Annotated in this window: 18 protein-coding genes; 5 read left to right on the forward strand and 13 right to left on the reverse strand. The window is 72.0% G+C overall.

The window, feature by feature from the left end; all coding sequences use genetic code 11:
• Nucleotides 1-160 precede the first annotated feature (160 nt).
• The 3 genes from ACQP09_RS00645 to ACQP09_RS00655 form a co-directional block, all read right to left on the reverse strand.
• On the reverse strand, nt 161-1339 hold the full coding sequence (locus ACQP09_RS00645) for an acyl-CoA dehydrogenase family protein (RefSeq protein WP_433395055.1): 1179 nt from the start codon (nt 1337-1339) through the stop codon (nt 161-163).
• Between the two features lie 101 nt (nt 1340-1440).
• Nucleotides 1441-2595 carry a methyltransferase gene (locus ACQP09_RS00650; protein WP_433395057.1) on the reverse strand — a complete coding sequence of 385 codons (1155 nt, stop codon included), beginning with the start codon at nt 2593-2595 and terminating at the stop codon, nt 1441-1443.
• A gap of 235 nt (nt 2596-2830) precedes the next feature.
• Nucleotides 2831-3043 (reverse strand): hypothetical protein, encoded by a 213-nt coding sequence (locus ACQP09_RS00655; protein ID WP_433395058.1) that lies wholly within the window; start codon nt 3041-3043, stop codon nt 2831-2833.
• A 165-nt stretch (nt 3044-3208) separates the two neighbouring features.
• On the opposite strand from ACQP09_RS00655, the gene ACQP09_RS00660 reads away from it, so the two are divergent.
• Both ACQP09_RS00660 and ACQP09_RS00665 read left to right on the forward strand, forming a co-directional pair.
• The gene (locus ACQP09_RS00660) at nt 3209-3754 is read left to right on the forward strand and encodes a GH25 family lysozyme (RefSeq protein WP_433395059.1); all 546 of its coding nucleotides are present in this window, start codon (nt 3209-3211) and stop codon (nt 3752-3754) included.
• 205 nt (nt 3755-3959) lie between these two features.
• Nucleotides 3960-4781, forward strand: coding sequence for an endonuclease I family protein (locus tag ACQP09_RS00665; protein ID WP_433395061.1), 822 nt, complete (start codon nt 3960-3962; stop codon nt 4779-4781).
• A gap of 13 nt (nt 4782-4794) precedes the next feature.
• On the opposite strand, the gene glsA is transcribed toward ACQP09_RS00665, so the two are convergent.
• Nucleotides 4795-6147 (reverse strand): glutaminase A, encoded by a 1353-nt coding sequence (gene glsA, locus ACQP09_RS00670; protein WP_433395062.1) that lies wholly within the window; start codon nt 6145-6147, stop codon nt 4795-4797.
• 259 nt (nt 6148-6406) lie between these two features.
• On the opposite strand from glsA, the gene ACQP09_RS00675 reads away from it, so the two are divergent.
• Nucleotides 6407-7522 (forward strand): chemotaxis protein, encoded by a 1116-nt coding sequence (locus tag ACQP09_RS00675; protein WP_433395064.1) that lies wholly within the window; start codon nt 6407-6409, stop codon nt 7520-7522.
• Nucleotides 7523-7577: 55 nt separating this feature from the next.
• Here the strand turns inward: ACQP09_RS00675 and ACQP09_RS00680 are convergent, their stop codons facing one another.
• The 9 genes from ACQP09_RS00680 to ACQP09_RS00720 form a co-directional block, all read right to left on the reverse strand.
• Nucleotides 7578-8537 carry a D-2-hydroxyacid dehydrogenase family protein gene (locus ACQP09_RS00680; RefSeq protein WP_433395066.1) on the reverse strand — a complete coding sequence of 320 codons (960 nt, stop codon included), beginning with the start codon at nt 8535-8537 and terminating at the stop codon, nt 7578-7580.
• A gap of 59 nt (nt 8538-8596) precedes the next feature.
• Complete coding sequence (locus ACQP09_RS00685; RefSeq protein ID WP_433406444.1) at nt 8597-11002, reverse strand: phosphoketolase family protein; 2406 nt, start codon at nt 11000-11002, stop codon at nt 8597-8599.
• Between the two features lie 53 nt (nt 11003-11055).
• Nucleotides 11056-12468 (reverse strand): NADP-dependent succinic semialdehyde dehydrogenase, encoded by a 1413-nt coding sequence (locus ACQP09_RS00690; protein ID WP_433395068.1) that lies wholly within the window; start codon nt 12466-12468, stop codon nt 11056-11058.
• Nucleotides 12469-12622: 154 nt separating this feature from the next.
• Entirely contained in the window at nt 12623-13081 is a 459-nt protein-coding gene (locus ACQP09_RS00695) for an ATP-binding protein (RefSeq protein ID WP_433395070.1), read from the reverse strand.
• 179 nt (nt 13082-13260) lie between these two features.
• Entirely contained in the window at nt 13261-15357 is a 2097-nt protein-coding gene (locus ACQP09_RS00700; RefSeq protein WP_433395072.1) for a xanthine dehydrogenase family protein molybdopterin-binding subunit, read from the reverse strand.
• A gap of 28 nt (nt 15358-15385) precedes the next feature.
• Nucleotides 15386-16396 carry an FAD binding domain-containing protein gene (locus ACQP09_RS00705; RefSeq protein ID WP_433395074.1) on the reverse strand — a complete coding sequence of 337 codons (1011 nt, stop codon included), beginning with the start codon at nt 16394-16396 and terminating at the stop codon, nt 15386-15388.
• On the reverse strand, nt 16393-16956 hold the full coding sequence (locus ACQP09_RS00710; protein ID WP_432150222.1) for a (2Fe-2S)-binding protein: 564 nt from the start codon (nt 16954-16956) through the stop codon (nt 16393-16395). Before ACQP09_RS00710 ends, ACQP09_RS00705 begins: the two co-directional genes overlap by 4 nt.
• A gap of 48 nt (nt 16957-17004) precedes the next feature.
• Entirely contained in the window at nt 17005-17400 is a 396-nt protein-coding gene (locus ACQP09_RS00715; RefSeq protein WP_433395076.1) for a hypothetical protein, read from the reverse strand.
• 90 nt (nt 17401-17490) lie between these two features.
• On the reverse strand, nt 17491-18456 hold the full coding sequence (locus tag ACQP09_RS00720) for an LLM class F420-dependent oxidoreductase (RefSeq protein WP_433395077.1): 966 nt from the start codon (nt 18454-18456) through the stop codon (nt 17491-17493).
• Between the two features lie 88 nt (nt 18457-18544).
• Between ACQP09_RS00720 and ACQP09_RS00725 the strand changes: the two genes are divergently transcribed.
• The gene (locus ACQP09_RS00725) at nt 18545-18901 is read left to right on the forward strand and encodes a DUF6479 family protein (RefSeq protein WP_433395079.1); all 357 of its coding nucleotides are present in this window, start codon (nt 18545-18547) and stop codon (nt 18899-18901) included.
• A 54-nt stretch (nt 18902-18955) separates the two neighbouring features.
• Nucleotides 18956-19870: a cation diffusion facilitator family transporter gene (locus ACQP09_RS00730; RefSeq protein ID WP_433395081.1), complete on the forward strand. Its 915-nt coding sequence runs from the start codon at nt 18956-18958 to the stop codon at nt 19868-19870.
• Nucleotides 19871-19934: the final 64 nt, after the last annotated feature.

Consider the following 19934-nt stretch of genomic DNA (forward strand, 5'->3'; position numbering starts at 1 on the left):
AACAGCAGCAGGCGCCCACGGATGTGGCCGTCGGTGTCATGACCATCAGTATGGCCCGCAGACCGTTGCGTGTTCGTACGTCTGTTCCGCTGTGGGCTACATCACTTATACGTTTCGGCCGGCGCGGAGTACGTGGTGCACGCTGCCGCCGCGCGTCGGATCACCGCCGCACCCGAGGCATCCCCAGCCCGATCCAGGAGATGATCTCGCGCTGGATCTCGTTGTTGCCGCCGCCGAAGGTGAAGATGACCGCGGACCGGTAGCCGCGTTCCAGTTCGCCGTGGAGGACCGCTCCGGCCGAACCCTCCTTCAGCGGGCCCACCGAGCCGATGATCTCCATCAGCCAGGCGTAGGCGTCGCGGCGGGCCTCGGAGCCGTAGACCTTGACCGCCGAGGCGTCCTGCGGGGTGAGGGTGGCGTCCTGGAGGGCCGAGACCATCTGCCAGTTGAGCAGTTTCATGGCGTCCAGGCGGGTGTGGGTGCGGGCGAGACGGGTGCGGACCCAGGGGAGGTCGATGACGCGGCGGCCGTCGGTGAGCTTGGTGTCGGCGGCCCAGCGCTGGACGTTGTGCAGGGCGCGGACCGCCATCGTGCCGTGGGCGGCGAGGGTGACGCGTTCGTGGTTGAGCTGGTTGGTGATGAGCCGCCAGCCCTTGTTCTCCTCGCCGACACGGTGGGTGAGCGGGACACGGACGTTCTCGTAGTAGCTGGCCGTGGTGTCGTGCGAGGCGAGCGTGTTGATCAGGGTGCAGGAGTAGCCGGGGTCGCTGGTGGGGACCAGGAGCATGGTGATGCCCTTGTGCGGCGGGGCCTCGGGGTCGGTGCGCACCGCGAGCCAGACCCAGTCGGCGGTGTCGCCGTTGGTGGTCCAGATCTTCTGGCCGTTCACGAGGTACGTGTCCCCGTCGCGGACCGCGCGGGTCTTGAGTGCGGCGAGGTCGGTGCCGGCGTCCGGTTCGCTGTAGCCGATCGCGAAGTCGATCTCTCCGGCGAGGATCTTCGGCAGGAAGTACGCCTTCTGCTCGTCGGTGCCGAACTGCATGATCGTGGGCCCGACGGTGTTCAGGGCCATCAGCGGCAGCGGCACGCCCGCCTGGGCCGCCTCGTCGAAGAAGATGAACTGTTCCATCGGGGTGAGCCCGCGGCCTCCGTACTCCTTCGGCCAGCCCACGCCCAGCCAGCCGTCGGTACCGAGTCGGCGGACCGTCTCGCGGTAGAAGCGCTTCTGGGCGGCGGGTTCCGCGTAGCGCGCGTAGGCGTTGTCGGGGACCAGGGCGGCGAAGTAGTGACGTAGTTCGGTGCGCAACTGCTCTTGCTCAGGCGTGTATTCGAGGTGCACGGCCCCTCCGGAGTCTCGCGTCCGCGTCGCCGGTGTGCGGCGGCGCACACAGTAGAACGTGTTGCAAGAATCTGGAAGGGCCGTGACAACGCTGCTCCGCGTCAGCGCTTGACGGCTCGCAGGACCACGAACTTCGGGTCGCCCGCGACGGTCGTGCAGTTGCCGAAGATCCGGCGCAGGTGCGTGTGGTACGAGAGGTGCCGGTTGCCGACCACCCAGAGTTCGCCGCCCTGCCGCAGGGCGGTGCGCGCGCTGACGAACATCGTGCGGGCGGTGGCGTCGGTGGTCGCCATGTGGGAGTGGAACGGCGGGTTGTTGAGCACCAGGTCCAGGCTGCCCGGCGCGAGGTCCGCGAGTCCGTCGCCCACCAGGAAGTCCGCCTTCGCACCGTCCGGCGCACCCAGGCGGAACGTCTCTTCGGCGGAGGCGACGGCCCCGTACGACTCGTCGACGAACGTGACGTGCGCGTCGGGGTCGGCGAGCGCCGCGGAGAGGCCGAGGACACCGTTGCCGCAGCCCAGGTCCGCGACCTTGACCGATCCGCCGCGGGTCGGCAGGTGCTTCAGGAAGAAGCGGGTGCCGACGTCCAGGCGCTCGGCGCAGAAGATCCCGGCGTGGTTGACGGCGGTACGGCCGGAGACCGGGCCGACGTCGGCGGGCAGCTCGTAGCGGTACGGCCACGGGCTCGGCGTACGCGGCAGCTCAAGGTCCGGCGTGGCGAAGATGAGCCGCGCCTTGCGGACGGCGAGCGAGGTGCGGGTCGGCCCGACGATCCGCTCGAAGAGCTTGAGGGTGGAGGTGTGGATCTCCTTGACCATGCCGGTGCCGATGACCACCGTGCCGGCGTGGAGCGCGGGGGCGATCCGGTGCAGCTGGTCCTCCAGGAACGCCAGCGACTTCGGCACCCGGACCAGCAGCACGTCGATCCGGTCCGGCGGGGTATCGCGCGAGGACAGCAGCGTCACGGCGTCCGGGTCCAGACCGTTGCGCTCCAGGTTGGCCAGCGTGGCGCGCCGGGCCAGGTAGGAGTCGCTGATCTGTACGGGCCGGTGGGCGGCCAGCGCGGTGGCCAGGGCACCCCACCGGTCCCCCACGACGGCGACCGTGCCCGAGAGGTCGACGGGACCCGTCTCGGAGTCCGTCAGCTGCCGGAGCAGGTATTCGTCGGCGGAATCCCAGGCCCGGAAGGGGTCGCTCGGGTGCTCGGGGAAGCGGGCAAGCTCGAAAGCGCCCTGTGAGGTCGTCAAACGGTTCATATGTCACTCAGGCTAACCGAGGAACCAGGCCGGACCGACCGAGGAACCAAGCCGGGCCGACCGAGGAACCAGGCCGGACCGACCGAGGAACCAAGCCGGGCCGACCGATGAACCGGGACGGGCTGACCGAGGAGCCGGGGGCGCCCCACACGCCCCCCGGCCCCTCGGTCGTATCGCCCCGCCGCCCGGCGCGCCGAGCACACTCCCCCGGCCTCCGGGCGGGCGGCCGGTCCGGTCAGGGCAGCTGTCTGTCGAGCGCGGAGCGCCCCTCGTCGGCCAGCTTGCGCCGCGCCCACTCCAGGGTCTCGGGCGTCAGGTCCCGCCCGGAGGCGAGCACCACGTCCTCCGGGCTCGGCCGCTCGCTCGCACCCGTGTGCAGGAGCCGGTCGGGGGTGACGCCCGACGCCTGGGGCACGGCCACGGATACGGATTCGGGATCTTCGCTCATGCCGCCTCCTCCTCGTCCTTGCGGTAATTCTCGCGCCGCACGGGCCCGGCCGCATCCGAGAGCGCCGGGGCCGGTGGGCCACCCGGGAGACTGAACCGGTCATTGGGCCGTACGAGGCGTGGGCAGAAACCGGAATGTCGGTTCTCATCTCTTGAGGCGGTGCCCATGCTCCACGGCGTCGACGTCAGCGCCTACCAGCCCTCCTACGACACGGACGGCCTCGACTTCGTCTTCATCAAGTCGACCGAGGGCCGCAGCTATGTCAATCCACGTCTCGACGCCCAGGTGCAACAGGCCCGGGACGCCGAGTGCGTCGTCGGCTTCTACCACTTCCTCTGGCCGGGCGACGTGGCGGACCAGGTGGCGTACTTCCTGAGCGGGACCCCGGAGAGGGAAGGCGATCTGCTCGCCGTCGACTGGGAGCAGACCGGCGGCGGAACGCGTGCGAGCAGCGCCGAGAAGGACCGCTTCATCCGTGCGGTGAAGCGCGAGCGGCCCGGTCACCGGGTCCTCCTCTACTGCAACCGGGCCTTCTGGCGCACCCACGACACCACCGGCTACGCGGGCGACGGGCTGTGGATCGCCGACTACGTCTCCGCCGCCAGGCCCTGGATCGAGGCGTCCTGGCGGATCCACCAGTACACCGACGACCCGCTCGACAAGAACGTGGCCGACTTCGACTCGGTCCAGGCCCTGCGCGACAGGCCCTAGCGGCCCTACCCGACCCCTGGAGCGACCGCACCCAGGGGCCGGGCCGAGCTCATTCTTGACCTGCACATGATAGGTACACAGCGTTCACACGCGGGCCACGGTGCGTGTGGAAGGCTCCCGCGTACCACCCACCGCCCGGCCGCCCCGACCGGCGCCCCCACCCAGGGCCGGCGTCGCGGTGACCGCGTTCGAGAGGACACCCCACATGTCCCGTCTCCATCCGTTCTACGCGCGTCCGCTCCTGGCCACCGCGGCCGCCGTCGCCGTCCTCGCGGGCACCGCGGCAGCCGCACCCGCCGCCGACACCCCGCCCGACCGTCCCGCCACCCTCGCCGCCGCGCTCGACGACACGTACTACCAGGACGCCCTCGGCAAGACCGGCACCGAGCTCAAGGCGGCTCTGCACACGATCATCAGCGATCAGACCAAGCTCTCCTACAGCCAGGGGTGGGACGCGCTCAAGGCCACCGACGAGGACCCGGCCAACTCCTCCAACGTGGTCCTCCTCTACACCGGGCGCTCCCAGTCCAAGAACGACAACGGCGGCAACGCCGACCAGTGGAACCGTGAGCACGTCTGGGCCAAGTCGCACGGCGACTTCGGTACGGCCACGGGCCCGGGCACCGACATCCACCATCTGCGGCCCGAGGACGTCTCGGTCAACTCCGCCCGCGGCAACAAGGACTTCGACAACGGCGGCAGCCAGCTGAGCGAGGCGCCCGGCAACTACACCGACGGCGACTCCTTCGAACCGCGCGACGCGGTCAAGGGCGACGTGGCCCGCATGATCCTGTACATGGCCGTGCGCTACGAGGGCAACGACTCCTTCGCCGACCTCGAACCCAACGACCAGGTGAACAACGGCTCCGCGCCGAAGATGGGCAAGCTCTCCGTGCTGAAGCAGTGGAGCCAGGAGGACCCGCCGGACGCCTTCGAGAAGCGCCGTAACGACGTCATATTCGAGCAGTTCCAGCACAACCGGAACCCGTTCATCGACCACCCGGAGTGGCTCGACGCCATCTGGTAGGCCCGGTTCCGGGTCACTCCTCCCCGGCCAGGACCTTCGCGCTGCCCTCCACCGCCGCCTCGCGGGTGGCATAGCGCGGCAGGTCCTGGCCGATGTCCTCCCGTACGACGTCCGGTGGGCCCAGCAGATCGCGCGGGTCGACGACCGCGGCGCGCCGGCCGTCGGCGGAGAGCCGGCCGAGACCGATGTGCAGCATCCCCAGGGCCACCGAGTCGACGGCGGTGACGTCGTGCAGGTCCAGCACGACCGACCCGTTGCCGTCGGCCGCCGTCTCGTCCAGCGCGTACAGCACCCGCTCGGCCGCCGTGAAGTCGATGGCCCCCTGCGCGACGACCACGCCGACCTTCTCGTGCAGGACCCGCTCGTGCTCCGCCGAGGGCGCGGACGGCAGGTCGTCGGCGGTGGTGACGAGGCTGACCGTGGAGCCGGGCAGCGCCGGGTTGAGCATCAGGTGGAGTCCGTACCGCTCCGAGAGCGCCCTGAGCGCCGCCTGGCCGCGTACCGAGTTGCCGGCGGTGTCCAGCGGCGGGCTGTAGGTGGCGAGGCCGAAGCGGGCCGGGCCGACCGCGATGAGGCCGCCGGAGACGCCGCTCTTGGCGGGCAGCCCGATCCGCAGCAGCCACTCCCCCGAGCCGTCGTACATGCCGCAGGTCGCCATCACGGCGAGCACCCGGGCCGCCACCTCCGCCGAGACGACCTGCTCGCGGGTGACCGGGTTGACTCCGCCGTACGCGAGGGTCGCGGCCATCGTCGCGAGGTCGAGCGCGGTGACGCGTACCGCGCACTGCCGGAAGTACCGGTCCACCGCGGCCACCGGGTCCACGGGCATGGTGCCGGTGGCGCGGATCAGATAGGCGAGCGCGCGGTTGCGGTCGCCGGTCGTCGACTCGGAGGTGAACACCTCCTCGTCCACGTCCAGTTCGCGCCCGGCGAAGCGGCCGAGGCAGCGCAGGATGCGTTCGAAGGCGGGTTCGCCGGGACCGTCGGGGATCAGCGCGGTGGTGACGATGGCTCCGGCGTTGACCATCGCGTTGGCCGGGCGGCCGGTGCCGGGTTCGAGGCTGATCGCGTTGAACGCGTCGCCGCTCGGCTCGGCGCCCACCCACCGGCTCACCTCGTCGAGGCCGAGGAGGGAGAGCGCGAGGGCGTAGATGAACGGTTTGGAGACCGACTGGAGGGTGAAGGGGGTCTCGGCCTCGCCCGCGCTGTAGCGGTGGCCGTCCATGCTGACCAGGGCCAGACCGAAGGCGTCGGGGTCGGCCAGGCCCAGTTGCGGGATGTAGTCGGCGGGCCGGCCGCCGGGCAGGTCGCCGAATTCGGCGCGCATCCTCTTGAGCGAGTCGGTCACCGCGTCGGCGGCACTCATCCGCGCCGCCCCTCGGTCACGGTGGGGACCAGGAGCCGGGCCCGGCGGCGCGGCGAGGGGTTCGCTTTCACGGACGGTCCGTCCAATCGGGGATGAGGAGAAGACGAGCGGGAAGGAGGAGGCCGCGAGCGTGGACATCGCGCGCGCCTCTCCGCAGCCGATGATCACCAACTCGCTCATACTAGGATCAAACGGTATGAATTGACTCGTCGAAGCATCCGCTTCATACGGGAGCGGGTTCGATCCCCGGGAGGGAACGATGGACACGGACGCCCTGACCGCCGGCCTGTTGCGGGAGCTGCGGGCGACCCGGCCCTATCCGGCCCTGTCCCTGACGATGCCGACCCACCGCACGGCCCCGGACAACGCCCAGGACCCCGTGCGGCTGCGCAACCTGGTGGCGGAGGCGGTCCACCGTCTGGACGCCGATCCGCAGGTGAGCCGGGAGACGGCCGCCGCGATCAGGGCCGAGCTGGACCGGGCGGTGGACGAGGTGGACCCGCGCCGGGCGCTGGACTCGCTGGTCGTGCTGGCCACGGCCGACGAGCACCGGATCTGGCAGCTGCCGCGCACCGCGCCTGAACGGGTGGTGCTCAGCGACACCTACCTCACCCGCAACCTCGTCGCCGCGAAGGCCCAGGCCCGTCCGTACTGGGCGCTCACCGTCGCCGCCGACCACGCCACCCTGTGGCACGGCACGGACGGCTCCATCGATGTGCGGGAGACCGGCGGCTTCCCGCTGACCGCGCCGAAGGAGCCGCCCAACCCGCAGCGGGAGGAGCGGATCGGCGACACCCCGAGCACGTTCACCGACGAGGACACGCGGAACTTCTTCCGTACCGTCGACGAGAAGCTGCGGGCCCTGCTGGCCGCCGACCCGCGCCCGCTGTACGTGATGGGCCTGCCGCCCGCCCTCTCGCTCCTGGACGACGTCGGCGAGAGCGCGAAGGCGGCCGTCGGACGCGTCGCCAAGGGTGCGCCGGCCGACCTGCCGCCGGCCGAGGTTCTCAAGGAGCTGCGGCCCGCGCTGGAGGAAGGCGCCCGGCAGGCCACGGCCGACGTCGAGCGGCGCCTGGACAACGCGCGCAGCGCCCACACGTTCGCCGGCGGGCTGGACGAGGTGTGGGCCGCGGTCCGGGAGGGCCGGGTGGGCCTGATCGCGGTGGAGGAGCATTTCCAGACCACGGTGCGGGTGACCGACGAGCACCTGGAGCCGGTCGCCGAAGGGACCACGCCGACGGAGGATCCGGAGGTCCGCGAGGACATCGTGGACGAGCTGATCGAAGCCGCGCTGGACGGCGGGGCCGACGTGGTGTTCGTCGCGGACGACTCGCTGGCCGAGCACGGCCGGATCGCGGCGGCGCTGCGGTTCTGAGTCCTTCGAGCGGAGCTGTACGAGGGCGCCCCGGCACACCCCCGCCGAGGCGCCCTCAGCCGATCCGCCGCACCGGCTCACCATCGAGGAACGCCCGGATGTTCTCGACCGCCTGGCCGTAGTACGTCGCGTAGTTGGCGCGCGAGACATATCCGAGGTGCGGGGTGGCGAGCAGGCGCGGGGCGGTGCGCATCGGGTGGCCGGCCGGGAGGGGCTCGGTGTCGAACACGTCGATCCCGGCGCCCGCGATGGTCCCGGCGCGCAGGGCCGCGAGCAGGGCGTCCTGGTCGACGACGGCGGCCCGCGAGGTGTTCACCAGGTAGGCGGTGGGGCGCATCCGGGCGAGCTCTGCGGCGCCGATCAGGCCCCGGGTGCGCTCGCTCAGGGCCAGGTGTACGGAGACGAAGTCGGCGCTCTCCAGCAGCTCTTCCCTGGACCCGGCGAGGGCGGTGCCGACCTCGCGCGTACGTTCCTCCGTGAGGTTCTGGCTCCAGGCGACCACCTCCATGCCGAAGGCCCGGCCCACCTGTGCGACCCGGCTGCCGATCTTGCCCAGGCCCAGCAGTCCGAGCGTCCGGCCGTGCAGGTCGGCACCGACGGTGGACTGCCAAGGCCCGTCCGTACGCAGGCCATTCACCTCGGGGACGATGGAGCGGGCGAGGCCGAGGAGCAGGGCCCAGGTGAGCTCGACGGGCGGGGTGGAGGAGCTGGCGGTTCCGCAGACGGTGACGCCGTGGAGCTCGGCGGCGGCGAAGTCGATCACCGAGTTGCGCATGCCGGAGGCGATCAGCAGCCGGAGCCGGGGCAGCCGCGCGAACACCTCGGCCGGGAACGGGACGCGTTCGCGCAGGGTGACGACGATGTCGAACTCCGCGAGTGCGGCGGCCACTTCCTCCGTCGAGCCCAGGTGCTCGGTGAACGTGACGACCTCCACCTCCGCCGTGACGGGCGACCAGTCGGCGACGGTGGTGGCGGCGGACTGGAAGTCCTCGATCACGGCGCAACGCAGCTTCATGAAGGGCTCTCTCCGGCGGGCGGGGCGGGCGGGCACCGACCATGATCGCCCGAAACGCCTCAGCCGCTCCAGCTCCAATCCGCGACCTCGGGCAGGTCGACGCCGTGCTCGCGGATCCAGGCGTGGTGGCGGGTGCGCGCGTCGGCCATCGCCTGGCGTACGGCGACCGCGCGGACGCCGAGCCCCGGCACCCGGTCGATGACGTCCATGACCAGCCGGTAGCGGTCCAGGTCGTTGCGGACCACCATGTCGAAGGGCGTGGTCGTGGTGCCCTCCTCCTTGTAGCCGCGCACATGCAGGTGGGCGTGGCCGGTACGGCGGTAGGCGAGCCGGTGGATCAGCCACGGATAGCCGTGGTACGCGAAGATGACCGGCTTGTCGCGGGTGAACAGCGCGTCGTACTCGGCGTCCGTCATCCCGTGCGGGTGCTCCTCGTGCGGCATCATGCGGGCGATGTCGACGACGTTGACCACGCGGACGGCCAGCTCCGGCAGATGGCGGCGGAGCAGACCGGCGGCGGCCAGCACCTCCTGGGTCGGCACGTCCCCGGCGCAGCCGAGCACCACGTCCGGCTCGCGGGTGCCGTCCTCGGTCCCGGCCCACTCCCACGCACCGGCGCCACGGGCGCAGTGGGCGCGGGCCTCCTCCATCGTGAGCCAGTCGAAGGTCGGCTGCTTGCCGGCCACGATCACGTTGACGTAGTCCCGGCTGCGGAGCGCGTGGTCGGCCACGGAGAGCAGGGTGTTGGCGTCCGGCGGCAGGTAGACGCGGACGACCTCGGGGCTCTTGTTCAGGATGTGGTCGACGAATCCGGGGTCCTGGTGCGAGAAGCCGTTGTGGTCCTGGCGCCAGACGTGCGAGGTGAGCAGGTAGTTGAGGGAGGCGATCGGGCGCCGCCAGGGCAGCCGGCGTGAGGTGCGCAGCCACTTGATGTGCTGGTTGACCATCGAGTCGACGATGTGGGCGAACGCCTCGTAGCTGGAGAAGAGCCCGTGCCGCCCGGTGAGGAGGTAGCCCTCCAGCCAGCCCTGGCAGAGGTGTTCGGAGAGCACCTCCATCACCCGGCCGTCGCGGGCGAGGTGTTCGTCGGTGGGCAGGGTCCGCGCCTGCCAGGCCTTGCCGGTCGCGTGGTAGAGGTCCTGGAGCCGATTGGAGGCGGTCTCGTCCGGGCCGACCACCCGGAAGTCCCGGCGCTCGGCCGTCGCCGCCATCACCGCCTCCAGGAGCCCGCCGAGCACCTGGGTGGGCGAGTGGGAGGCGGAGCCCGGCTTGTCGACGCGTACGGCGTGGTCCTCCAGGGCGGGCAGGAGCAGCGCGCGCAGGAGCAGACCGCCGTTGGCGTACGGGGTCGAGCCGAGGCGGGCCGTGCCTTCGGGGACGCAGGCGAGGACCTGTTCGGTGGGGCGGCCTTCGGCGTCGAAGAGCTCCTCGGGCCGGTAGGAGCGCAGCCAGGCCTCCAGCTGCCGCAGGTGCTCCGGGTTGTCGCGGACGCCGGAGAGCGGGACCTGGTGGGAGCGCCAGGTGTTCTCGACGGGCAGCCCGTCGACCTCCTTCGGGCCGGTCCAGCCCTTGGGGGTGCGCAGCACGATCACGGGCCAGTGGGGGCGCTCGGTGGCTCCGTGCTCGCGGGCGGCGCGCTGGAAGGCGTCGATCCGCTCCACGGCGGTGTCCATCGCGGCGGCCATGGCCCGGTGGACGGCGGCCGGGTCGTCGCCGGTGACGTACAGCGGGTCGTGGCCGTAGCCGCGCAGGAGCTGGTCGAGTTCGTCCTCCGGGAGCCGGGCCAGGAGCGTCGGGTTGGCGATCTTGTAGCCGTTGAGGTGGAGGACCGGCAGGACCGCACCGTCGTGGACCGGGTCCAGGAACTTGTTCGCGTGCCAGGAGGCGGCGAGCGGTCCGGTCTCCGCCTCGCCGTCACCGATCACGCAGGTGACCAGCAGGCCGGGGTGGTCGAAGGCGGCGCCGTAGGCGTGAGTGAGCGCGTAGCCGAGTTCGCCGCCCTCGTGGATGGAGCCGGGCGTCTCCGGTGCGACATGGCTCGGCACGCCGCCGGGGAACGAGAACTGCTTGAAGAGCGCGCCCATGCCCTCGGTGGTGCGGGGCACGTCGGGATAGGTCTCGGAGTAGCTGCCCTCCAGCCAGGCGTTGGCGAGGACGGCCGGGCCGCCGTGGCCGGGTCCCCAGACGCAGAGCGCGTCGAGGGACCGGTCCTTGACGACCCGGTTGAGGTGGGTGTGGACGAGGTTGAGCCCCGGTGAGGTGCCCCAGTGGCCGAGCAGCCGAGGTTTGATGTCCTCAGGAGTGAGCGGCCGGGTGAGCAGCGGGTTGGCCATCAGGTAGATCTGGCCGACGGCGAGGTAGTTGGCCGCGCGCCAATGCGCGTCGAGCGCGGCGAGTTCCTCGTCGGAGAGCGCGGACGGGGTCGGGGTGTCGCTCGCATCGCGGGTGTCGCTCGCATCGTGGATGTCGCTCACGGAGCGGGTCTCCTCGTGGGGTGGAAGGAACAGGGAGGGCTGCGTCAGGACTTCTCGGGGCCGTACCAGAGCGTGGTCGCGTTGCAGAACTCGCGGATGCCGTGCCCGGCCAGCTCGCGCCCGTAACCGGAGCGCTTGATCCCGCCGAAGGGCAGCGCCGGGTGCGAGGCGGTCATCCCGTTGAAGAAGACCCCGCCCGCCTCCAGGTCGCGGGCGCACCGCTCCTGCTCCCCCGCGTCCCGCGTCCAGACGTTGGAACTCAGCCCGAACGGCGTGTCGTTGGCCAGGTGGACCGCCTCGTCGAGGTCGGCGACCCGGTAGAGGGTGGCGACCGGGCCGAAGGTCTCCTCGCGGTGGATGCGCATGGCGGGGGTGATCCCGGCGAGCACGGTCGGCTGGTAGAACCAGCCGTTCTCCAGGCCGCCGTCCAGCTTGTCGGGCCGGCCGCCGCCGCACAGGACGGTGGCGCCGCGCTCGACGGCGTCGTCGACCAGCTCCTCCAGGTCGGTGCGGCCCTGTTCGCTGGAGAGCGGCCCGATGTCGGTGTCCTCCTCCAGCGGGTCGCCGACGGTGAGGGCCCGCATCCCGGCGGTGAAGTGCTCGGCGAACGTGTCGTACACCTCGGCGTGGACGATGAACCGCTTGGCCGCGATACAGGACTGGCCGTTGTTCTGGACGCGCGCGGTGACCGCCGTGGCCGCGGCCTTCTCGACGTCGGCCGAGGGCAGCACGACGTACGGGTCGCTGCCGCCCAACTCCAGCACCGTCTTCTTGATCTCGTCACCGGCGGTGGCGGCGACGGCCCGGCCGGCCGGTTCGCTGCCGGTGAGGGTGGCCGCGGCGACCCGGGGGTCGCGCAGGACGGCGTCGACGGCGCCCGAGCCGATCAGCAGCGTACGGAAACAGCCGGCCGGGAATCCGGCGCGGTGGAAGAGGTCCTCCAGGTAGAGCGCGGTCTGCGGCACGTTCGACGCGTGCTTCAGGAGGCCGGTGTTGCCCGCCATCAAGGCGGGGGCGGCGAAGCGGACCACCTGCCAGAGCGGGAAGTTCCACGGCATCACGGCGAGGACGACACCGAGCGGCCGGTAGCGGACCAGGGCCCGGGAGGCACCGGAGTCCGTCACGTCGTCGGGGTCCGGGTGCTCGTCGGCGAGCAGGCGCTCGGCGTTGGCCGCGTACCAGCGCATCGCCTTGGCGCACTTGGCCGCCTCGGCGCGGGCCGCCGTGACCGGCTTGCCCATTTCGAGCGTCATCGTACGGGCGATGGTGTCGCGGTCCTCGTCCAGCAGGTCGGCGGCCCGGTTCAGCCAGGCGGCGCGCTGCTCGAAGGAGGTGGTGCGGTACTGCTGGAAGGTGGTGTGGGCGGCGGCGATCCTGCGCTCGGTCTCCTCCTCGCCCAAGGCGTCGTAGGACCTGATCAGTTCGCCGTTCGCGGGGTTGACCGTCGCGATGGGCATGGCAGTGGCCTCCTTGCATCGGTACTTCGACGGTGCCGCGCCCCGTCGTCGGACGCAACGCGGCCCCTCCTCCCGCACGTACCCGGCCGACGCGGATCATGCGTGCCGGGTGGGGCACGTTCCGCGTCGGCCGGGTGGGCGAGCTGTCGGGGACCTATACGAGCGCCGCCAGCGGGGTGCGGCGGGATTCGCGGACGCCCGGCAGCGGCGGGTACGGGAGCAGTCCCGCGGTCTGCTGCGCCTGGGCGTAGCGGGTGAACCAGACCACCTTGCCGTCCGTGGTCCGGCAGGTGCCCCAGCTGTCGCTGAGCGCCATCACCCGGCTCAGCCCACCGCCGGCCGGCAGCAGCCGCGGCATCCGCGCGCTGTTGTCGGCGACGGAGACGGTGACGTGCCGTCCGGTCCAGCGGAGTTCGACGACACACTGGTTGGTGTCGCCGACATGCCGGTGGACATTGGTCAGGAGTTCGTCCATGGCCCGGCACACCGGCCGGACCTGGAGTTCGAGACTCCAGTGACGAAGGTGCGCGGCGACGATGCGCCGCACCTGGGAAACGCGCTCTGCCGACACCTGCAGTTCGACCGAATAGTGCCGGTCGAGTGGAACGGTCATCGTCGAGGCTCCTCACCACGAGGCCCACATGCTTCACCCCGTCGTACCAACGACCCCCGAACACGAAGCGTGAGCACCAATCACTTCTGGGTCACTCAACAGGGTGACTCGGATGCGCCGTCCGCGCAACAGATGAGCTATCGGCGCTGGTGAGGACCGTCCGGCCGGCATCGGAGCGGTCAGACGAGGTACGGCAGCAGTCGGTCCGGGGTGAGCGGCAGTTCGCGGATCCGGGCGCCGGTGGCGTGGCGGACCGCGTTGCCGATGGCGGCCGCCGTGCCGACGATGCCGATCTCGCCGATGCCCTTGGAGCCCATGGGGTTGAGGTGGCGGTCGTCCTCGTCGATCCAGTGCGCCTGGATGTCCAGGGCGTCGGCGTGGACGGGCACGTGGTAGGCGGCGAGGTCCTTGGCCGTGAAGTCGCCGAAGACCGGGTCGATGGCGGAGCCCTCGGTGAGCGCCATGCCGATCCCCATGACCATGCCGCCGGTGAACTGGGAGCGGGCGGTGCGGGCGTTGAGGATCTTCCCGGCGGCGTAGACGCCGAGGAGCCGGCGGACCCGGACCTCGCCGGTGACGGAGTCGACGGCCGTCTCGGCGAAGTGGGCGCCGAAGGCGTGCCGGGCGTACGGGGAGTCGGCGGCGGTCTCCTCCTCGGTGTCGCCGGTGGTGGTGAACCCCTCGGCCGGCAGCGGGCCCCGGTGCTCGGCGAGGCGGGCGGCGAGCGCGGTGGCCGCCTTGTGCACGGCCCAGCCCCAGGAGGCGGTGCCGGAGGAGCCGCCGGCCAGCGGCGCGGTGGGCAGGTCGGTGGAGCCGATGGCCACGTCGACGGCCGCCACGTCCACGGAGAGCGCCGAGGCGGCGATCTGGGCGAGGACGGTCCGGGCGCCGGTGCCGATGTCGGTGGCGTTGACCTCGATCCGGAAGGTGGCGTCGGCCGCCGCGTGGGCGCGTGCGGAGGACCGGGAGACGAGGACGGGGTACGTCGCGGAGGCCACGCCCGTACCGAGGAGCCAGCGGCCCTCCTGGCGGGCGGCGGGGCGGGGGTCGCGGCCCTGCCAGCCGAACCGCTGGGCGCCCTCGCGCAGGCAGGCGGCCAGGCCCCGGCTGCTGAAGGGGCGGTCGCTGTCCGGTTCGGTGGCCGGGTCGTTGCGCAGCCGCAGTTCGACCGGGTCCATACCGAGCGCGGAGGCCAGTTCGTCCATGGCCGACTCCAGCGCGTACATCCCGGAGGCCTCGCCGGGTGCGCGCATCCAGGAGGGGCTGGGGACGTCGAGGGCGGTCACCTGGTGGGTGGTCGTGCTGTCCGGCGATCCGTACATCGTGCGGGCGGGTACGGCGGCCTGCTCGACGAACTCCTTGAGGGTGGAGGTGTGGGTGACGACCTCCTGCGAGAGGGCCTGGAGGGCGCCGTCGAGGTCGGCGCCGAGGCGCACCCGCTGGATCGTCGGGGCGCGGTGGCCGACGACCTCCGCGAGCTGGGCGCGCGGGAAGACCATCTTCACCGGGTGGCCGGTGTGGCGGGCGGCCATGGCGGCCAGGACCGGCTGCGGCCGGGTCGTGCCCTTGGAGCCGAAGCCGCCGCCGACGTGCTCGGAGACGACGGTGATGTGCTCGGAGCCGAGGTCGAAGGCCTGGGCGAGGCTCTTGCGTACGGCGTCGGAGCCCTGGCTGGAGTCGTGGACGGTGAGGTGTCCGTCCGTCCACCACGCGGTGGCGGCGTGCGGCTCCATCGGGTGGTTGTGGAGCGAGGTCAGGTGGTAGGTGGCGTCCACCTGGACGGGGGCGGCGGCGAAGGACCGCTCGAAGTCGCCGCGCCTGCGGACGGCCGGGAAGCCGCCGTTGGCCTCCTCGGGTGTGTAGAGGCCCGGGTGGTCCTCGGTGAGCGTCACGTCGTGCTCGGTGGACTCGTACTCGACGAGCAGCCGCCCGGCGCCCGTCCGGGCCGCTTCCGGGGAGTCGGCGACGACGAGGGCGATGGGCCAGCCGTGGTGCGGTACCCGGTCGCTCTGGAGGACGGCGAGGATCGGGTCGTCGGGTTCGGCGAGCCGGGGCGCGTTGTCGTGGGTGAGGACGGTGTGCACGCCGGGGACGGCGAGCGCGTCGACGGCGCGTACGGCGGTGACCCTGCCGGCGGCAATGGTGGCCGGGACCGGCCAGGCGTACAGACATCCGGGCGGGGTGTGCTCGGCCGCGTACCGGGCGGCGCCGGTGACCTTGTCCCGGGCCTCCCTGCGGACGACGGGCGCACCAGTGAGCTGCGGGGCGTGGGACATGGCGGCGGGGCCTCCGGTCGGTGGGGGGTCAGGTGGTCGGGTCGGCCTCGGGGCTCTGCGGCCCGGTGAGCTCGCCGAGGACGTCGAGGGCGACGCGGCGGACGAGGTCCACCTTGAAGGCGTTGTCGCGCAGGGGCTGGGCCTCGGCGAGTTCGGCGATCAGGGCGTGCTGGAAGGCGGCGGGCGTGGCGGGGGCGCCGAGCAGTTCGGCCTCGGCGCGGCGGGCGCGCCACGGGCGGTGGGCGACGCCGCCGAACGCGAGCGTGGCCCGCTCGACGCGGCCGTTGTCGACCTGGAGGGTGGCGGCGACGGAGACCAGGGCGAAGGCGTACGACGCGCGGTCGCGGGCCTTGCGGTAGCGGGAGACCGTGCCGGGGGCCGGCGGCGGGAGCACCACCTCGGTGATCAGCTCGCCGGGCCTGATCACGGTGTCCTGGTCGGGGTTCTCGCCGGGCAGCCGGTGGAACTCGGTGACCGGGACGGCCCGTTCGCCCTCGGGTCCGAGCAGCAGCACGGTCGCGTCGAGCGCGGCGAGGGCCACGGCCATGTCGGAGGGGTTGGTGGCCACGCACTCCTGCGAGTGGCCGAGGATCGCGAGGTCACGGTGGTGGCCTTCGCGGGCGGGGCAGCCGGAGCCGGGGAGCCGTTTGTTGCAGGGCTTGGAGACGTCCTGGAAGTAGGTGCAGCGGGTGCGCTGGAGGAGGTTGCCGCCGGTGGTGGCTGTGTTGCGGAGCTGTCCGGAGGCTCCGGCGAGCAGCGCCTGCGAGAGCGCCGGATAGGTACGGCGTACGTCGGGATGCGCGGCGAGGTCGCTGTTGCGGACGGTGGCGCCGATGCGCAGGCCGCCGTCCGGGGTCGGGGCCACCCGGTCCAGCGGGAGCTTGGTGACGTCGATGAGGAGGCCGGGTTCCTCGACGCCGAGTTTCATGAGGTCGACGAGGTTGGTGCCGCCGCCCAGGAAGCGGGCTCCTGATCCTTCCGCGCAGAGCCGTACGGCTTCGGCGGTGGTGGTGGGTCGCTGGTAGCCGAACGGTTTCACGGGGTCACGTCCTCGATGGCTTCGACGATCCGGGGGTAGGCCCCGCACCGGCACAGGTTGCCGCTCATCCGCTCGCGGATCTCGTCCGTGTCGAGAGGGGCGGGGCCGGCGGTCAGGGCGTCGGGCGGGGTGGCGTGGGACGGGTGGCCGTCGGCGGCCTCCTGGAGCATGCCGACGGCCGAACAGATCTGCCCGGGGGTGCAGTAGCCGCACTGCAGGGCGTCGCGCTCGACGAACGCCTGTTGCAGAGGGTGCAGGGTGTCGCCGTCGGCGAGGCCCTCCACCGTGGTGATCGCGGAGCCGTCCTGGGCGACGGCGAGCAGCAGGCAGCTGTTGGCGCGGCGGCCGTCCACGAGGACCGTGCAGGCGCCGCACTGGCCGTGGTCGCAGCCCTTCTTGGCACCGGTCAGGCCGAGCTGTTCGCGTAGCAGGTCCAGGACCGTGGTGCGGTGGTCGAGGGTCACCTCGGTCTCCTCCCCGTTGATGTGGAGGGTCACGGTGGACCGTTCGACGGTGACCGGTTCCGGTGCGGTGACCGTCTCCAGGGCGAGGGAATCCATGCGTGAACACCTTTCACTTCGGGCTGCTGTCGGGGCGGCGAGGGCGCGTCAGCGGTTCTCCAGGCGCAGCCGTACCTCCTGCTCCTGGTCCCCGGCCGCCGTACCGACGACGCGTACGGCGAACGCGCCGGTGAGGTGGGTACGCAGCCGGTCGACGGCCCAGTAGCCGCCCTGGGCGTCCACCGTGACCGGCGCGGAGAGCGTGACGGGCTCGGCGGCGGCCTTCGGCTCGGAGACGTCGACCGTGGTGACCCAGACGGTCGGACGGGGGCCGCTCGTGGCCTCGGGCTCGTCGTCCGCGTCGCGGTCGGAGTCGAAGGCGCTGCCGAGCACGCCGAACACGCTCCGCGCGTCCGCGAGGTCGCATCGGCTCAGCGACACCAGGACCTCCTCGCCGTGGCCGGCCGTGGTCGCGTCGCCGTTTCGTTCCGGGGTGCTGTTCACGAAGGTTCCTTCCGTGGGGTGCCGGCCTCCTGGTCAACTCCAGGCTCACCCCGCGCCGGGCCGACGGCGACACGGGAGGGCCGAAGAGGGCTACAGCTCGCGCAGAGCGGGCAGGAGGGACTTCTCCGCCCACGAGATGAAGGACTGCTGGTGTTCCCCGCCGATCTGGACGAGTGCGATCTCGGTGAATCCCGCGTCGCTGTAGGCGCGCACCGCGTCGACGAACGTGTCGACGTCCTGTCCGCACGGGATGGCCGACGCGATGTCCTCCTCGCGGACGAGTTCGGTCGCCTGGGCGAAGCTCGCCGGTCCGGGGAGTTCGGAGTTGACCTTCCAGCCGCCGACCGACCAGCGGAACTGCTCGTGGGCGCGGGCGACGGCGGCGTCGCGGTCGGGGTCGTAGCAGACGGGCAGCTGGCCGACCCGGGGCTTTCCGGCGCCTCCGTGCCGGTCGAAGTCGTCCAGCAGCTCGCTCTTGGCCTCGGTCGCGATCACCAGGTCGGCGCCGCGGCCGGCGAGCGCGCAGGAGGCCGGTCCGGAGACCGCGACGCCGATCGGCACCCGGGTCTCGGGCAGGTCCCACAGCCGGGCGTTCTCCACGTCGAAGTGGGTGCCGTGGTGGTTGACGTTCCCGCCGTCGAAGAGGGCGCCGATGATCTCCACGGCCTCTTCGAGCATCTCCAGCCGTACGTGGGCCGCGGGCCAGCCGCCCCCGACGACGTGTTCGTTGAGGTTCTCGCCGGAGCCGAGGCCGAGCCGGAACCGGCCCTCGGCGAGGATCTGCAGCGTCGCGGCCTTCTGGGCGACGACGGCCGGGTGGTAGCGGGTGGTCGGACAGGTCACGTACGTCATCAGCCCGATGCGCTCGGTGGCCTGCGCCGCCGCACCGAGCACGGCCCAGGCGTACGGGGCGTGACCCTGCTCCTGGAGCCAGGGGAAGTAGTGGTCGGAGGTGACGGAGAAGTCGAAGCCCGCCCTCTCGGCGGCCACCACATCCCGTACGAGCTCTCGCGGTCCGGTCTGTTCGGTCATCATCGTGTAGCCGATTCGCACCATGCGAAACGCTTTTCCCGTGACATACTCATAAAACATGAATTGATGTGACTGGCCGACTGACAGCCTTCCCCTGGGGTATGCGGCAACCATGGACGTATCGAACGGAGCCACGCAGTCACTGGCCGCCCCACTCGCCGACGGGACGGGCGCGCTGGCGGCCGTCCTCTTCCCCATCGCCGCGCTCGCCGTGGTGGGTCTGCTGATCGGCGGTTTCCTGCTCGGCAAGCGGAAGAGGGACGCCGAGCTGCCGCCGCCGCTCCCCCACGAGCAGCCCGCGAAGCCGGCGGGGCGCACGCACATCGACGCGCACGACCCGCACGCCAGCGACCGCTTCCCCGAGGACGGCAGCGCCCTCAACCCCCACCAGCTGGACGACCACGGCAACGCGCCGCTCCCGCCCCACCAGGACGATCCGCGCACCGATACGGATCCTCCCCGCAGCTGATCCGTTCCCCTACGGGGGACGGATCCGCCGGCCCCCTCGTCACCGGAGGTAGTGATGAGCCGGTCGGCCGCCGACCGACAGACCCGCCTCACCGTTCTGGTCGCCCTCGCGGCCAATCTGGTGATCGCGGCAGCCAAGACCGTGGGCGGGCTCATCTCGGGCTCGCCCGCGCTGCTGTCCGAGGCGGCCCACTCGGTCGCCGACAGCCTCAACGAGATCTTCCTGCTCGCCGCCCTCCGGCGCAGCCGCCGCCCCGCCGACGCCCGTCACCCGTTCGGCTACGGCAAGGAGCGCTACTTCTGGGCGCTCCTCGCGGCGGTCGGCATCTTCGTGATGGGCGGCTGCTTCTCGTTCTACCAGGGGCTCCACGCGCTGCGGCGCGACGACGACGAGTCCCCCACCGGCTACACCGCCGGGCTGATCGTGCTCGGCGTCGCCCTCGTCGCCGAGAGCACCTCGCTGGCCCGGGCGCTGCACCAGGCGCGCGGCAAGAAGGGCGCGGCCATCGACCCGGCCCTGCGCACGGTCATCGCGGAGGACAGCACGGCGGTGCTCGGCGTCAGCCTGGCCATCGCCGGCATGTCGCTGCACCTGGCCACCGGCAGCGTGGTCTGGGAGGCGGCCGCCTCGCTGGGCATCGGGCTGCTCCTGGTCTACGTCGCCTTCCGGCTCGGCCGGAACGCCCGGGACCAGCTGATCGGTGAGTCCGCCGACCCGGAGCTCCAGCTCGAACTCGTGGGCTTCCTGATGCGCCAGCGGGAGATCGACAACGTGGCCGAACTCCTCACCATGCGCATGGGCATGCACTCCGTCCTGGTGGCGGCCCGCATCGACCTGGCCCCCGGTATCGACAGCGAGCAGGTGGAGGAGGTCTCGATGCGCATCCGCCGCGCGATGTCGCAGCGGTGGCCGCAGGCGGACCAGGTCTTCCTGGACATCACGAACGCGCCGCCGCGCATCGGGCTGTGAGCGGGGCCCGCGTTGCGCCGCCGCACGGGCCGCCCGAAGGTGGGTGCTGGACCGCAAGCGGCCG

The sequence above is a fragment of the Streptomyces sp. CA-146814 genome (genome assembly GCF_050942385.1).
Lineage (GTDB): Bacteria > Actinomycetota > Actinomycetes > Streptomycetales > Streptomycetaceae > Streptomyces.